Consider the following 15,404-nt stretch of genomic DNA (forward strand, 5'->3'; position numbering starts at 1 on the left):
TGTTATTCCTCCATTGTGTTCTTAATTTTTGATTTTGCATTAGATAAGCTAGATTGATCAATTGACATCATATAAAGTTGAGCTCCTGGCATTGCATATGAAGGGAGTTCACCCGTTGAACCATGACCAGTTAATGCTTGTGACTCGACAGTGAAGCGTTGTCCAGTTGACAATTGATTGTTAATCAAATCATTAATATTATCAATAGTCATATTAGTTTGAACGGACGTTTGGAGCTGTGAGGTAATGCTATTTAATTTTGTTACTGACTGACTAGAAGCTAACTTATTTATAATAGCTGCAATCACTTTTTCTTGATTTCTACCTCTATCGTTATCGCCTCCTTGTAGAGAATAACGTTCTCTAACAAAGCCCAAAGCCTGCTCAGAATTCAATGTTACTTGACCAACAGGGAAGTCAAAATTACCATGTTTACTTGTAAAAGCTTGATCGTTATAAACTGTCACTCCTCCCAAGAGGTCTATTAATTTTAAAAATGATGAAAAATTAATTCTAGCATAATAATCAAGGTTGATGTCGTAAAGGTTTTCAAGTGTTTTCATTGATGTCTCAACGCCATACAAACCTGCATGGGTTAATTTATCATATTGATTGCCCCCACCATCTGGAATTTTTACATAGGCATCTCGTGGTGTTGTCGTTAACAATACTTTGTGGGTATTGGTATTAACCGTCATAATAATATTTACATCAGATCTTGATACTGTTGATATAGAGCCAAAAGTATCAATACCGCTAATATAGATATTAAATACCCCTTCTTTATGATTAGTATTTTTACGATTAATTTTTTTCTTAATTTTGTAAGTATAAATCGTTTTTATCTGCGATTTAAAATCAGGGGTGCTAAGTTCAATTAAGCTAACATAAGCATTATTTAAAACCATAGCCTGACTATCACCATTTTTAATTCTATTGTATGCATCCTGGTAAGAATCTGTTTTTTGTGGTGTAATAGAGATTCCTTTTTCTGATTTTATATGTTCTATCAAATCAGTAATATTTGAAGTATCGTTTTTAACTGGTGCGGCTAATTTGCTGACAGCTTCTATATTGGTTATTTTAGAATCTTTTGGTACAATTACACTCATCTCAATTTCAGAGTATGAAGCAGTTTTATTTAGATTATTTGTCAAATCAATGGTTGACTTAAATCCATATAAAGTAGTAGCAACGAAAATAGAAGCTAATACTAAAATTATAGTTGTAAAAATTCTAGCTTTATTCTTAATACAAAGAAATAAACTTGCTAAAATGATTAAAACAATTACAACTCCATAAATGACGTTCAGGTGTCTAAATGCCAAAAAATGGTGACGATACATAAGAAATAATGAGACTACACTTAACAAAATAAAAATCACCAAAAGAAATAAATTAATCACCCGTAGAGGTGTATGTGAGTGTTTCTTTTGTTGACGGCGCGAATGATTAGACATTGTAATTCTCCAATACTTAAAAAACCTTAATTTTACTTGGATATTATATCATTTTTCAATACAATATTCAACGAAAGTAATATTGGAATAATCTGATTATATTAGCTAAATAACATTTTCAATTGATCTATATTGATAATTTAGCTGATCTAATTGAATTTATTTACATTCTAGTTTAAACTAGAGTTATGAGAATTCAACAATTACAATATGTTATTAAGATTGTAGAAACTGGTAGCATGAATGAAGCCGCTAAACAACTCTACATTACCCAACCTTCACTTTCAAACGCTGTTAGGAACCTTGAGACTGAGATGGGGATCCAAATTTTTATTCGAAATCCAAAAGGAATAACGTTAACAAAAGATGGTATGGAATTTCTGTCATATGCGCGACAAATTCTAGAACAAACAGCACTTCTTGAAGAGCGTTATAAGGGTGATAATACAAGTCGTGAGCTGTTCAGCGTTTCTTCACAACACTATGCATTTGTGGTTAACGCTTTTGTAGCTCTCTTTAATGGCACAGACATGACCCAATACGAACTTTTTTTACGTGAAACTAGGACTTGGGAAATTATTGATGATGTTAAAAATTTCCGTTCAGAGATTGGTGTTCTGTTTCTTAATAGCTATAATAGAGATGTATTAACCAAATTATTCGACGATAATTCCTTAATTGCCACAACTCTTTTTACTACTACACCTCATATTTTCGTGAGCAAATCCAATCCCTTAGCTAATAGAAAAAAATTAAGTATGAAAGATTTAGAAGATTATCCTTATCTGAGTTATGATCAAGGCCTGCATAATTCTTTCTACTTTTCTGAGGAAATGATGTCTCAAATTCCTCACCCAAAATCCATTGTTGTCAGTGATAGAGCAACTCTGTTTAATTTAATGATTGGATTAGATGGTTATACAGTGGCAACTGGTATCCTCAACTCAAAATTGAACGGTGACGAAATTGTCGCAATCCCTCTTGACGTGGATGATGTTATTGATATTGTCTATATCCGACACGACAAAGCAAACCTTTCAAAAATGGGACAAAAATTTATTGACTATTTATTAGAGGAAGTTTCGTTTAATCATAAAAATAAACAGTCCTGAGATTGTCTCAGAACTGTTTTTAAATTACTCAAGTATCTTTATAATAAGCTTGTTAACCGTATCGTAGTGAAAATTAACAGTATCATACTCAACACCAATTACCTTTGCCAAGAAGATAATCTGGTCTAAAAATGCTTGAGAAGAAAATTGAGTTGTGCGATATAGTTCTTGCTCATCAAAAGGTTTAATCAGGTGAGCCAAAGGATTTCTGACTGATTTTTCGAACTGTCTTAATTGAATGATGGTCGATTTCACTTCTTCATCAAGGTCGGTTAATTGTAAACATTCTGCAAGGCTTTTAGAAGTCAAGCGACTATCGTGCCACCTTTCAGAGAATGCCAAAAGGACTGGATGGTTTGACTCCTTTAATTCTTTAAACTTCCAAGTATCGTAGTGATCATCTCTTGCATTATGGATGTAATCATGCAAGTGAGGTACTTCTTGTGCAAGTAAAATCATAAATAGACGATATAAAATAGGACTAACACTACGGACAAAATCTATGATTAATCCATTTTTTACTTTTGCTTCTAAATCCATGATGTAATTTGCCAGCAACTCTAAATCATACGAGTTATGCAAAAGCTTTATATTGTATTTTTCTTGTAATATAACAACTTGTTCTTGATGAGCAAAAAGAAAATCAATGTTTAACTCTCGACGCTCTTTCATCATTTCCAATAAAAATAATAAATCTGAGTTTAAAGGACCATGTTTTTGTAATAATAAGAAAGCATTATGATAAGAATACTGATCCACTAATACTTTAAGAGCAGTTGAAAAATCTGTCATTTCTATCCTCATTCAGAAATAAGTGTTTCGAGCCCAACTTTCATCATATCAGTAAATGTTGTTTGACGCTCTTCTGCACTTGTATCTTCTTCTGGATTATTCAAGTTATCTGAAATCGTCATCATAGCAAGAGCATTAACATTGTGTTGAGCTGCAAGATAGTAGAGAGCTGCTGCTTCCATCTCAATAGCATGAACACCTAGTTTACCCAAGGCCATATTACGATCTGGTTGGTTTGAATAAAACACGTCTGAAGATAATACACTGCCTACATGAGTTGTAATATCCATTTCCTTTGCGATGTGATAAGCTTTATCCAAAAGTTTAAAATCAGCAATTTGCGGAAAATCAAATTCAGGCCAATCATTACGGATAATATTAGAATTTGTTGCTGCTGCTTGTGCTAAAACAAGTTCACGAACATGGATATCAGGATTAATAGCACCTGCTGTTCCTACGCGAATCAATGTTTTAACCCCATAATCAACAATTAGTTCGCGAGCATAAATTGAAATTGAAGGCATACCCATACCAGTTCCCATAACAGAAACACGATGTCCTTTATAGGTACCTGTATAACCAAACATATTGCGAACTGTATTAAAACACACCGCATCTTCTAAAAAATTCTCGGCAATAAATTTCGCACGGAGTGGATCTCCTGGAAGTAAAATTTTATCTGCAATTTCACCTTGTTTTGCTTCAATATGGATTGACATATAAACTCCTCATTTTTCTTATAAAATAATCATAGGCAGTAGCAAAAAGTACTGCTATAGTTAAGGGAACAATAGTTATAACGGATTGACCAGTAAAAGATATGACTAAACCGACAGCTGTCAGTGGCGCTCTCATTGTAATAGCTAAAAAAATAGCTGCACCAACCAACATACTGGTTACTATCGATATGTGGGGAAGTAAAGGAATAGAAATACTAGCTAACAAAAAACCTAAACAAGCACCAATGGAAAAAGATGGTGTCAGTATACCGCCATAAGCACCAGCGTAAAGAGTGGATAATGTTGCTATCATCTTGAGAACAACTAAAATAGTGATTAAGCTAACTGTGGTCCCTTTAAAGACCTCTTGAACTAGGGCATTACCATTTCCTAAAATCTGGGGATAGACTATTGATAAAACAGATACTATCAATGACACTACTGGCAAACTTAACAATATTTTTATATTTTTAATACGTCTCTCTGTCACTTTTTGATTTAAATATCTAAAGCTAATCGCAATCGGAGTTACACATAAAACGATCAAGAACATAAAAGCTAATGACTGTGAATTCAGACTCATCTTTGAAATACGATAAAGAGGGGCTGTCGAAATAACTAATTGAGCAATACTAGCTGCACCAAAAGTAGAGGCTAACAATGTCACAATATTTTTCAGTGAGATTCCTAAAGCTAAAGTTTCAAAAGCAAAGAATACACTAGCTAAGGGTACTTGATAAACTGCTGACAAACCTGCAGCTGCACCACTAATGATTAATAAACGTTTATCCAGCACTTTAAGCGCTAATAAATCCGATATTTTCCCAGCATTTATGGCTCCAAACTCTCGTGGCGCTCCTTCTTTTCCAATAGGACCACCAGCTCCTACATAAATCAATTGCAAAAATGCGTGACCTATATGTAGCCAGTAAGGTGATTTTTTTAGAGAAGAATCCTTAAAAACAACCTGTTGTTTAATACTAGTTATTTGCTTTGGTTTGATTTGTAAGTAATACCAACTAAGGGATGCTAAAAAGGAGGCTAAAGTAAGTGATAACACTCTTTTAATTGGTGTGACACTATTTAACAAAGACAGAGTATTTTCTCTACTATCACCAAATGCTAACCACTCTGTAAACATTAATACATAGTGCATTAAGATAGCTCCAACTCCTGCCATAACTGTCATAAATAGAACGGCTATCATAAACTTGACAGCATAGTATAATCGAGAAACCATTTTAAAGTTCAGCAACTAATGATTTAACTAATCCCTTGAAATCTTCTTTAATACGCTGAGTAACTTCAACGACCTCCTCATGATTGAGCTCAGATTGGAAGCCAGCGGCAAAGTTAGTAATTGCTGAAATTCCTAACACTTTAAGCCCTGAGTGAGCTGCAACGATCACCTCTGGAACCGTGGACATACCTACCGCCTGTGCGCCCATTGTTTGGAATGCACGAATTTCTGCAGGTGTTTCATAAGTGGGTCCTGATACACCCAAGTACACACCTTCTTCGAGTTTGATATTCTGTTTTTCAGCAATTTGGTGAGCTTTTTGTCGATATGTTGCTGTATAAGCATCCGACATGTCTGGGAAACGTGGTCCAAATTCTTCAAGGTTCTCACCTATGAGAGGGTTAGTCCCAATCATATTGATGTGGTCTTTGATCAGCATTAAAGTTCCTGGTCCGTATCCAATCCCACCCGCTGCATTAGTCACAAGCACACTGTGGCAAGCCAATGCTCTCATGATACGTACTGGGAAAGTAACGACTTCCATTGTATTTCCTTCATAAAAGTGAAAACGACCTTGAAGCGCTAATACCTTACGGCCTGATAAATCCCCATACACTAATTTTCCAGCATGACCAACTACTGTTGACTGTCCCCAATTTGGGATGTCTGCATAATCCACAACAATGGGATTTTCGATTTCTTCAGCCAATTCTCCTAAACCAGAGCCTAAAATAAGGCCAAATTCTGGTGCTGTGACGCCTTTTGCTTGCAAAAAGTCTCTAGTCTCATTAATTTTTTCTAATAATGTCATTTACTTACCTCCTAAACCATTATTCACTATACAATATGCTATAAACTTTGAATAATCTGTCCATCTTCTTTAACAAAATCTTTTTCCATCTTTACAGGTAAAATGGTTAAAATTTCTTCACAGGGTCGGCAGAGTTTTGCACCTTTACTCGTAACAACTATGGGACGATTGATAAGAATAGGATCTTGTATCATCGCATCAATCATTTCTTCATCTGTAACGCTAGAAGATTCCAAATTGAATTTCTCATAAGCAGGAACATCTGTTCTTAGAAGTTCCCTCGCAGAAAGTTTCATTTCTAACAACAGTTCAACCAGTTCCATCCTGCTAGGTGGTGTTTTCAGATAATAAATAATTTCTGGTTCAATACCACAATGACGAATAATGGCAAGTACGTTCCTCGATGTCCCACAATTTGGGTTATGGTAAATCCTAACTTTTTCCATCATCTTCCTCTCAATTTTTAATGCTACAAGTGTCTTAAGGAAATAAAAATTTATACCAAGTCCTGCAAGAAGCTCTCTCCAATCATCGCAGTATCAACACCAAAGTTATCCGCAACTGTTGCTGAAATATCTGCGAAATGCCCTACTGGGATAAGTCCGTTTCCTGTGAAGGATGGGCTATAGGCTAAGAGAGGAATGTATTCTCTTGTATGGTCTGTGCCTGCATAAGTTGGGTCATTACCATGATCGGCAGTGATCAAAAGTAAGTCTTTGTCACGCATTGCTGAAATGATCTCTGGAAGACGCTCATCAAACTCATGAAGACAATCACGATAACCATGAGGATCACGACGGTGACCATAGAGAGCATCAAAGTCAACCAAATTAGTAAAGGAGAAGCCTTTTTCAAACTCTGATAACCCCATTGTTTTTATCAAAGTATCAATACCATGACTATTTGATTTGTTATGTCCCATATCATGATTAATGCCTGAACCATTGAAAATATCATTGATTTTACCAACAGCATAAGTATCGATGCCAGCTTGATCTAGTTTATTTAATACGGTATCTTCAAATGGTGACACTGCATAGTCGTGACGGTTGGCTGTACGCGTAAAGTTGCCTGGTTCACCTACATATGGACGAGCGATAATACGACCAAGGAGAGCTGGACGCTCCATTGTGATACTACGAGCATATTCACAAATACGGTAGAGTTCTTCTAGAGGAATGATATCCTCATGAGCTGCAATTTGTAGGACTGGATCAGCTGAGGTATAGATGATGAGCTCACCAGTTTCCATTTGGCGTGGTCCGAAGTCATCAATAACAGCTGTTCCTGAATAAGGTTTATTCGCTTCACGAATAACTTTACGTCCTGAAAAATCCTCAATCTTTGTGATAATATCTTCTGGAAAACCATTCCAGAAAGTATCAAATGGCTCTGTAATATTTAAGCCCATAATCTCCCAATGCCCTGTCATTGTATCTTTACCAAGTGATACTTCTTGTAACTTCGTCGCGTAGCCACTTGGATTTTCTTCTGCAGGAACGGTTTTAAGCGCTTGGGGACGAGGAATATTACCAAGTCCAATTTTAGCCATGTTTGGCACCGCAAGTCCAACTGTTTTTGAAATGTGGCCAAGCGTGTCTGAAGCACCATCAGGAACTCCTGCATTGACAAAATCATTGGCATCTGGTGCCGCTCCAATACCCACTGAATCTAAGACAACTAAGTGAATGCGATCAAATTGTGACATTATATCTTCTTTCTAAGGAGGTTACGGTTAGCTCCTAAAACCGATTATTTAAATAATTATTTTTCAAGTATGTCAAGACCGTTTTTGCCTGCTACTATAACTTTATTAACCATACTATTAAATAAACCATGTTCAACAACACCAACTGTATGGTCAAGTTCATTCGCTAACTGCTTTGGATCCTCTATTTTTTTCAAATCTAGGTCGATAATGTAGTTCCCCATATCAGTGATAAAGCGGTCACCTTCTGTTTCACGGAAAGAAGGACAATAACCTTTTGATTTAAAAACCCGAAAAAGACGCTCAGAACCATATCTAACAACCTCAACAGGCAATTTAAATGCACCTAACGTTTCAACAAGTTTGCTCTCATCGACAACCCAGATATATTCTTTAGTTGGAGTAGCTACTATTTTTTCCATGAGCAGCGCACCACCGCCACCCTTGATACCATTAAAATCAGGGTCTACTTCATCTGCTCCATCCACAGTGACATCAATGACATCAATATCATCTGCTGATTTCAACGGAATACCTAATCCTCTTGCCTGCTCAGTCGTACGGTTTGACGTTGTAACGCCTACGACTTGCAATCCCTCTTCTTTGACACGGCGTCCAATTTCTTCAACAAAAAAATATGCTGTAGAACCTGTCCCTAAACCTACAATCATACCGTTTTTAACGTATTTTGCAGCGGTCACTCCAGCAAGTTTTTTTAGTTCGTCCATATTTTCCCCTTTTAAGTTAATGTTATCTAATATTTTTGATAAGTCTATTCAAAACACTATCTCAAGACACATTATACCATTTTTTAAGTGATTTTTGAAAACATTTTCTTTGTTCTTTATGCATTTTAGTTAGTAGCGATAGTCAAATTCTTTATTTTTAATAATCTATTGCTAACGCACTTATATCACCTAAAATAAGTGTTCAAACAAAAAAGATGAGTTTCTTAGCTCATCTTTTTATGCATATAAGTTTTTTAGCGTTTGAATATCAACTTCTTGAATGCCATAATGCGAACCTTTTGACTGCATAACGGAATGTTGTTGATCATTATGTCCTAGACCTAAAGCGTGTCCTAATTCATGTTCGGCTGTATTAACAATCCTAGTATGGTCATAACCAAACTGTTTATTCTTAAGGTAAAATGTGTTTAATTTAACTGTTACCTTTGAAATACGATTAGTTAAAGCATTTTTCTCGGTTTCAGCTACACCCGCAGCTTGTGTTTTAGCATCTGAGTAATCCTTAGCAATAATATCAGCATTAGGATTGTCTGTTGTTTGTAACACAAAAGCACCTGTTGCATTCCAATTGGAGATTGCTTGCTTGTAAGCAGAGACCAACTCAGAATCTCTAGTTGCTATATAGATAGTTGCCTGATTTTTATCCCATCTGGTATTTTCTGAATGATGAACACTATCCGTAGCTAGATTAGTAAAGGAATTTTTGAGCTGATTAGTGTCAGCAAAATTTAAAAATGTTTTTCCTGTCTGAATAATGTCACTAAGTTGATTAGCAAATTCTGATTGACTGTGATTCGCATAGTAATACAAGCCAAATAAAATAATCGCAATAACAAGAACTGTCTTGAATATTCCCCAAATGATATTCCAAATCAATCTAAAGATAAACTTTGGAATAGCAAATATCATTCTAAATAGTGTTCTCATTTTTTATCTCACCTTCTGTGTCTAATTTCCCAAAACTTAATGATTTAGTATAACAAGACTTTACTTGGATTTCAACGATTTAGCTAATACTACGAAAGGCGCTCTTCTTTGACATAATCAATAGGGAGCCATTCTAAGACTTTTTCTAATTGCTGATTCCAGTAATACCATTCATGTTTACCATGATCATTGAAATAGTCAATAGTTAAACCTAATTGACGAAGTTCATCAATTGCGACTTCATTAGCTTCAAAAAGAAAATCTTCATAACCACACCATGCATAAAATTTAGTTTTCATATCAAAAGACTCAACGTAACGCCTTAGTGAATGACGCTCTATGTTATCAGTGTTATTCAAATCACCAAAAATTCCCGACCAATAGTTAATGTTATCGTTGCCATTATTGAATAATAAATCAAAGTCAAAAGAAAGTGCACCTGACAAAGAGGCAGCATGAGAAAAACGATTAGTCAGTAGAGCTATTTTATATGCTCCATATCCCCCCATAGATAATCCAGCAATGAAATTTTTCTCTCTCTTATCAGACATATTAGGAAAGAAACGTTTCAAAACTTTTGGTAACTCGATAGCTATTGCATCAAAATAATCCAACCCATACTTTGTGTTGGTATACCATGCTAAGTCTGTTGATGGCATCACGACGATAAGATTAGTATGACGTAAAAGACGCTCTATATTTGTGCGTTTTTGCCAAGAATTCTCATTTCCCCCCATTCCATGGAGAAGATACAAAACAGGAATGTCACAATCATCAATTTTATCATCAGATATCTCAAAAGCATCTGGGTAAATAACATTGACTTGACGTTCCGTTCCTAGTACCTTAGAGTGATATTCAATATTAAAAAATGCCATAAAAACCTCCATTCTAGCAAGAAAGGCTACCAAAATTTGGTAACCTCTTAACACTATCAACGAACTTCCATAACCACAGGAAGGATTGCTGGGCGACGTTTCGTTTGGTCAAATAAGAACTTGCTGACCTCATCACGCACTTTCCCTTTAAGTTCACCCCAGTCAAATGTATCTTTGCTTAAGTAATCTTCTACCGTTGTATTAACTAATTCTGCGCTCTCACGCAAAATATCTCTGCTTTTTTTCACATACACAAAACCACGCGTATTAACACGAGCTTTAGAAATGATTTTCTTTTCTTTTTTGCTGACAGTTATAACAACAATAAAAATTCCATCTTCAGATAATACCTTGCGGTCACGAAGTACAATATTACCAACGTCACCAATAGCATTTCCATCAATCATAACATCTCCAGCAGGAACAAATCCACTATGGAAGAAGCCATCTTTTTCAAGAACCATGATGTCACCACGCTTCACAATATAAATATCATCTGCTGACATTCCTACCTCTTGAGCTAAGCCCGCATGTGCTGACAAATCCCTATACTCTCCTTGAATTGGGAAAAGGTATTTAGGTTTCAATAGATTCATTAATAATTGTAATTCGCGACCATTTGCATGACCTGATACGCGCAAATTCTGTGTTATCAATTTAACTGAGCCACCAGCTTTATAAATCAGATTTTCAACACGCGCTACAACTGCCTCTTTTGCAATACTTGGTGTTGTTACGATAAATACTAAATCACCATCTTTAATTTGAACATAACGATGACGTCCGATTGCCATTTTTTGGAGACCATTTATCGGCTCTCCCATACGTCCAGTTTCAAGGATTAATAATTCGTTATCTTCGTAACGTGTCATATCTTTAGGTTTGATAATCATATTTTCATCAGCAATATGAATGCGTTTCATACGAATGGCCGTACGAACAATATTTTCAATATCAAAACCAGTCAAAACTACTCGACGACCGTTTTCTGCCGCTGCATCAAAGACTTGTTGAATACGAATGAGATTACTTGCAACTGCTGCTACGATGACTCTACCTTCTGCGTCTTCAATAACGCTCTTAATTTCATCACCGACCTCATATTCGCTAGCAACTTGGTCATTGCTTGTAGCATTTGCAGAATCTGATAAAAGTGCTAAAACACCATCACGACCAATTTCAGCTAAACGTGCCAGATCTGTTTGGTAATATTTCCTTGCAGCTTGATCAAATTTAAAGTCACCTGTGTAAACGATATTTCCCTCTTTTGTCCCAATAACGATTCCCATTGACTCTGGAATTGAATGAGTCGTTTTAAAGAACGAAATCACCGCATCTTGAAATTCAATTTCCGTTTCACTATCAATCACATGGAAATTATTGAATTTCTTGACTGCTGTACTATTTTTAACGAATAACTTAGCTAATTCAATTGTGAGAGGTGAACCAAACACAGGTGCTTTGACTTCGGCGATAATATAAGGCAATGCACCAATAGCATCCGCATGTCCATGGGTTAAGAAAATCCCCTGAACACGTTTTTTATTTTCAATTAAGTAATCAAGATTTGGAATAACAACATCAACACCCAGTTGTTCATTTTCAGGATATTTGAGTCCAGCATCCAAAACAAAGATAGAATCATTGACTTCTACTACATATAGGTTTTTTCCGTTTTCACGAACACCTCCAAGAGCCATGATTTTTATGTCGCTCATAATGAGTTTTCTCCTTAAATTTTGTTAATTCTTTTTTATAAAGCAGACAAGAAATTGTCCAATTATTATCATTAGTAATTGATTTATCGGTAACTTTTCTTGGGTTTGAAGAAAAACCTTATTAATCAATAATAGGAATATGAATTAAAGAGTGTGTCCTTACTTTCATTCCATTTGTACTTACGGTCCTTGTCTCTACAAGTCGATTTACAGCATTATTAGTATATCATATTTTGAAAATAATTTCTTGCAAAGTGTATAGAAAAAGAAGTGAAACACTCCCATTTCACTTCTTTTTAATCAAATAATTGATAATAGTCAGCTATAGCCATCTTGTTTTTTTGTGCCTGATTTAAATCTCTGACAATCTTGCCATCTTTCATTACTAATATACGATTTCCATATTTGAGAGCATCTTCCATATGATGTGTAATCATTAAGGCAGTCAACGAATCTTGTTTGATAAACTCATCAGTCAAGCCCATAAGCGAAACACTTGTTCTAGGATCAAGCGCTGCTGTGTGTTCGTCCAATAATAACAGATTTGGTTTTTTCAAAGTTGCCATTAATAAACTAAGTGCTTGTCTTTGTCCACCTGATAATAAACCTGTAGGTGTCTCTAAATGGCGATCAAGTCCATTACCAGTTCTAGCAATCAATTTTTGAAATTCTTCGGTATAGTTAGTAATCTTTCTAGGAACTAACGGTCTCTTTTCACCTCGAAATTTAGCAACTAATAAATTTTCAGCAACTGTCATCCTAGGTGCTGTTCCCATTTTCGGATCTTGAAATACCCGTGATAAATATTTAGCTCGTTTTTCTGCTGGTAAATTAGTAACATCTTGTCCCATGATGTAAATATTTCCACCGCTTAACATCAAGGTACCTGCAATTACATTAAAAAGCGTTGATTTTCCAGCTCCATTTCCACCCAATATTGTAATGAAGTCATGTTCATAAATACTCAAATTAACATGGTCTAATATCGTTTTCATTTCTGCTAAACCATTACTGACTTGTACGGTTGCTTCTTTTAACTCTATGATTTTCATCACCATTATAAGCGTACTCCTTTCAAAATCTTCGTTTTTAGGACAGGAACCATTAAACAAATTCCAAGCACTATTGCACTAAATAATTTTAGGTAATTCGTATTAAATCCTAAGGCGATTACTGCCGTTATTAAAAATTGATAAAGAATAGAACCCACCACTATAGCAATTAAACGTTCAAAGAGAGTTAAACCAGTAGAGTAAAGTACCTCTCCAATAATAATACTAGCTAACCCAATAACAATAACACCTATACCTTTTGATACATCAGCATATCCATCTTGTTGACTTACTAAAGCTCCTGATAAAGCAATTAAGCCATTTGATACAATTAAGCCAAGCATTTCCATTTTGTCGGTATCAATGCCGAAGCTCTTTGCCATATCAGGGTTGTCTCCTGTTGCAATATAAGCTTGCCCCAAGCGTGTATAGAGAAAATAAATTAAGGCAGAAATCACCAAGAGAATAGCTATCAAACCTAATACGAGAAGATTTAAATCATTTGAAAACGGAAGAAAATCTTTCAATGTTTGAATCTCATTTAAACCTAGATTTGCTCTTTTCATAACCATTAGCATAATGGAGTGGCATGAGGTCATTACTAAAATTCCTGCTAAAACCGTCGGTATCTTTCCTTTAGTATAAAGTAAACCAGTAACAAATCCCGCTAACATCCCTGATAGCATGCCTAGAATCGTCGCCAAAATAGGATTAACCCCCTGATTCATTAAGGTAACACAAACCGCTCCCCCTAGAGGGAAGGAGCCCTCTGTTGTCATGTCTGGAAATTTTAAGATTCTAAAGGTTAAGTATATCCCTAATCCTAATATTCCCCATAATAAACCTTGTGAAACTGATGAAATAATCATAAAACCCTCTTTCTAATCGTCAACCTTAACGGTAATTTCTGCCTGTTTCATAATCTTCTTAGGAATTTTAATTCCTAAGTGTTTGGCTGCTTTCAAATTGAGGCTTGGCTTCCCTGTATCAATAACTTTGACTGGTACATCTTTAACCGGCTTCCCTCTTAGGACTTTAATGGCCTGTTTTGCAGTTTCTAACCCTAAGCCATATTGACTCTGCGCTACTGATGCTATACTTCCTTGTTCAACCATAGTATCAACACTGGAATACACAGGTATATTAGCTTGGTTTGCTGCTACGATAACTGTTCTAAAAGCACTCGCAATAGTATTATCTTGTGGAACAAAGACAGCGTCTACTTTTTTGGTCATGACTGACATACTTGTCTTAATTTCATTTGTAGATGGTACAGAATATTTAAGAACTTCTAGTCCTGCTTTTTGAGCATATTTTGTAAACTCAGTTACTTGTGACACAGAATTATCTTCGCTACTAGCATAAAGAATTCCTATACGTTTAACATTGGGAGTTATATCCTTGATTAATTGCACAGTTTGCTTGGTCGGAACAACGTTTGATAATCCTGTAACATTAGTTGTTGGTTTCTTCATATTCGTTACTAACTTGGCCCCTAAAGGATCAGAAACAGCTCCCATGATTATAGGAGTATCCTTAGTCGAAGCTGCTAAACCTTGTGCTGATGGTGTCGCAATTCCAATCAAAATATCATTGTGATGATTAACTAATTGTTTACTCATCGCTTGAATTTTACTTTGATCAGCTTCGGCGTTTAAAACGGTTAATTTAACTTTTTTCCCTTTATATCCTTCTTGAGCTAGACCATCTTCAACTCCCTTTTCAATAGCATCCAAAGCATCATGGGGTACATACTGTAAAATACCAATTTTAACAACTTGCTTTTCTGATAAATTAAGATGTTTTTCTGATTTGTTATAAAATAATTCCCCAACCACTAATATGGTCAATAGAATTAGCGTAGCTATCAGTCCTTTATTTTTCATATTTTCTCCTCACTTTAATAATACTCTGACTTTCTGGAGTTTAGCGCAAAAGAAAAAGCGCCTGATAAATAACTTACCTTGCGCTCTCTATTGTTAGACTAGACCAGCGCATAGATACTTTTTTGAAGTACTCCAAAAAGTCGTATCTATGCACCCATAAACACAACTTTATCTACGCCAGTTTTGCCAATTGGTAAATAATGTTTTAGTCATTTACTAGTCATCCTTTCTCATGAATTTTTCTATAATTATATACTATATTCTGAAAATTGCAAGCCTTTTGCGTTATAAAAAATATTTTTAGCTCAGCCTATGGTATAATAAATAAACTATAATTTTTAGAATAAGGGGG

At 35.4% G+C, this 15,404-nt stretch carries 15 protein-coding genes; 1 reads left to right on the forward strand and 14 read right to left on the reverse strand.

All coding sequences use genetic code 11. The features are described 5' to 3' along the window. Positions 1–2: 2 nt before the first annotated feature. Positions 3–1,460: an LCP family glycopolymer transferase CpsA gene (gene cpsA / locus EGX96_RS00255; protein WP_000064993.1), complete on the reverse strand. Its 1,458-nt coding sequence runs from the start codon at positions 1,458–1,460 to the stop codon at positions 3–5. Between the two features lie 188 nt (positions 1,461–1,648). Here cpsA and EGX96_RS00260 point away from each other — a divergent pair, with 188 nt between their 5' ends. Next, on the forward strand, positions 1,649–2,572 hold the full coding sequence (locus EGX96_RS00260; RefSeq protein ID WP_001222599.1) for a LysR family transcriptional regulator: 924 nt from the start codon (positions 1,649–1,651) through the stop codon (positions 2,570–2,572). Between the two features lie 24 nt (positions 2,573–2,596). Here the strand turns inward: EGX96_RS00260 and EGX96_RS00265 are convergent, their stop codons facing one another. From EGX96_RS00265 to trpX, 13 genes are all read right to left on the reverse strand, one after another. Next, positions 2,597–3,364, reverse strand: a complete 768-nt coding sequence (locus tag EGX96_RS00265) for a hypothetical protein (RefSeq protein ID WP_000129272.1) — start codon at positions 3,362–3,364, stop codon at positions 2,597–2,599. Between the two features lie 8 nt (positions 3,365–3,372). Continuing rightward, the gene (deoD, locus tag EGX96_RS00270; protein WP_000022113.1) at positions 3,373–4,083 is read right to left on the reverse strand and encodes a purine-nucleoside phosphorylase; all 711 of its coding nucleotides are present in this window, start codon (positions 4,081–4,083) and stop codon (positions 3,373–3,375) included. Then, positions 4,067–5,323 (reverse strand): chloride channel protein, encoded by a 1,257-nt coding sequence (locus EGX96_RS00275; RefSeq protein ID WP_000254650.1) that lies wholly within the window; start codon positions 5,321–5,323, stop codon positions 4,067–4,069. The genes deoD and EGX96_RS00275 overlap by 17 nt, the downstream gene beginning before the upstream one ends. A gap of 1 nt (position 5,324) precedes the next feature. Further along, positions 5,325–6,134 carry a purine-nucleoside phosphorylase gene (locus tag EGX96_RS00280; RefSeq protein WP_000173383.1) on the reverse strand — a complete coding sequence of 270 codons (810 nt, stop codon included), beginning with the start codon at positions 6,132–6,134 and terminating at the stop codon, positions 5,325–5,327. Between the two features lie 38 nt (positions 6,135–6,172). Continuing rightward, positions 6,173–6,580: an arsenate reductase (glutaredoxin) gene (gene arsC / locus EGX96_RS00285; RefSeq protein ID WP_000416961.1), complete on the reverse strand. Its 408-nt coding sequence runs from the start codon at positions 6,578–6,580 to the stop codon at positions 6,173–6,175. Positions 6,581–6,630: 50 nt separating this feature from the next. After that, the gene (locus EGX96_RS00290; protein WP_000077187.1) at positions 6,631–7,842 is read right to left on the reverse strand and encodes a phosphopentomutase; all 1,212 of its coding nucleotides are present in this window, start codon (positions 7,840–7,842) and stop codon (positions 6,631–6,633) included. A gap of 56 nt (positions 7,843–7,898) precedes the next feature. Then, complete coding sequence (rpiA, locus tag EGX96_RS00295) at positions 7,899–8,570, reverse strand: ribose-5-phosphate isomerase RpiA (protein ID WP_000343883.1); 672 nt, start codon at positions 8,568–8,570, stop codon at positions 7,899–7,901. A gap of 237 nt (positions 8,571–8,807) precedes the next feature. After that, positions 8,808–9,518 carry a matrixin family metalloprotease gene (locus EGX96_RS00300; protein ID WP_001259488.1) on the reverse strand — a complete coding sequence of 237 codons (711 nt, stop codon included), beginning with the start codon at positions 9,516–9,518 and terminating at the stop codon, positions 8,808–8,810. A gap of 89 nt (positions 9,519–9,607) precedes the next feature. Further along, positions 9,608–10,396 (reverse strand): alpha/beta hydrolase, encoded by a 789-nt coding sequence (locus EGX96_RS00305; RefSeq protein ID WP_000863783.1) that lies wholly within the window; start codon positions 10,394–10,396, stop codon positions 9,608–9,610. A 56-nt stretch (positions 10,397–10,452) separates the two neighbouring features. Then, complete coding sequence (locus EGX96_RS00310; RefSeq protein WP_001280070.1) at positions 10,453–12,114, reverse strand: ribonuclease J; 1,662 nt, start codon at positions 12,112–12,114, stop codon at positions 10,453–10,455. Positions 12,115–12,410: 296 nt separating this feature from the next. Beyond that, entirely contained in the window at positions 12,411–13,172 is a 762-nt protein-coding gene (locus EGX96_RS00315) for an ABC transporter ATP-binding protein (protein ID WP_000245079.1), read from the reverse strand. After that, complete coding sequence (locus EGX96_RS00320) at positions 13,172–14,035, reverse strand: ABC transporter permease (RefSeq protein ID WP_123957802.1); 864 nt, start codon at positions 14,033–14,035, stop codon at positions 13,172–13,174. The genes EGX96_RS00315 and EGX96_RS00320 overlap by 1 nt, the downstream gene beginning before the upstream one ends. A gap of 12 nt (positions 14,036–14,047) precedes the next feature. Then, on the reverse strand, positions 14,048–15,052 hold the full coding sequence (gene trpX, locus EGX96_RS00325; protein ID WP_000790854.1) for a tryptophan ABC transporter substrate-binding protein: 1,005 nt from the start codon (positions 15,050–15,052) through the stop codon (positions 14,048–14,050). Positions 15,053–15,404: the final 352 nt, after the last annotated feature.

Source organism: Streptococcus sp. FDAARGOS_520 (assembly GCF_003812685.1).
Lineage (GTDB): Bacteria > Bacillota > Bacilli > Lactobacillales > Streptococcaceae > Streptococcus > Streptococcus agalactiae.

Bases quoted from the DNA above. Each gene is read 5' to 3' on its own strand.
- cpsA (WP_000064993.1), bottom strand. From the start codon at position 1,460: ATGTCTAATCATTCGCGCCGTCAACAAAAGAAACACTCACATACACCT.
- EGX96_RS00315 (WP_000245079.1), bottom strand. From the start codon at position 13,172: ATGGTGATGAAAATCATAGAGTTAAAAGAAGCAACCGTACAAGTCAGT.
- EGX96_RS00300 (WP_001259488.1), bottom strand. From the start codon at position 9,518: ATGAGAACACTATTTAGAATGATATTTGCTATTCCAAAGTTTATCTTT.
- rpiA (WP_000343883.1), bottom strand. From the start codon at position 8,570: ATGGACGAACTAAAAAAACTTGCTGGAGTGACCGCTGCAAAATACGTT.
- EGX96_RS00310 (WP_001280070.1), bottom strand. From the start codon at position 12,114: ATGAGCGACATAAAAATCATGGCTCTTGGAGGTGTTCGTGAAAACGGA.
- EGX96_RS00290 (WP_000077187.1), bottom strand. From the start codon at position 7,842: ATGTCACAATTTGATCGCATTCACTTAGTTGTCTTAGATTCAGTGGGT.
- EGX96_RS00280 (WP_000173383.1), bottom strand. From the start codon at position 6,134: ATGACATTATTAGAAAAAATTAATGAGACTAGAGACTTTTTGCAAGCA.
- trpX (WP_000790854.1), bottom strand. From the start codon at position 15,052: ATGAAAAATAAAGGACTGATAGCTACGCTAATTCTATTGACCATATTA.
- EGX96_RS00275 (WP_000254650.1), bottom strand. From the start codon at position 5,323: ATGGTTTCTCGATTATACTATGCTGTCAAGTTTATGATAGCCGTTCTA.
- deoD (WP_000022113.1), bottom strand. From the start codon at position 4,083: ATGTCAATCCATATTGAAGCAAAACAAGGTGAAATTGCAGATAAAATT.
- EGX96_RS00305 (WP_000863783.1), bottom strand. From the start codon at position 10,396: ATGGCATTTTTTAATATTGAATATCACTCTAAGGTACTAGGAACGGAA.
- EGX96_RS00265 (WP_000129272.1), bottom strand. From the start codon at position 3,364: ATGACAGATTTTTCAACTGCTCTTAAAGTATTAGTGGATCAGTATTCT.
- EGX96_RS00320 (WP_123957802.1), bottom strand. From the start codon at position 14,035: ATGATTATTTCATCAGTTTCACAAGGTTTATTATGGGGAATATTAGGA.
- arsC (WP_000416961.1), bottom strand. From the start codon at position 6,580: ATGGAAAAAGTTAGGATTTACCATAACCCAAATTGTGGGACATCGAGG.
- EGX96_RS00260 (WP_001222599.1), top strand. From the start codon at position 1,649: ATGAGAATTCAACAATTACAATATGTTATTAAGATTGTAGAAACTGGT.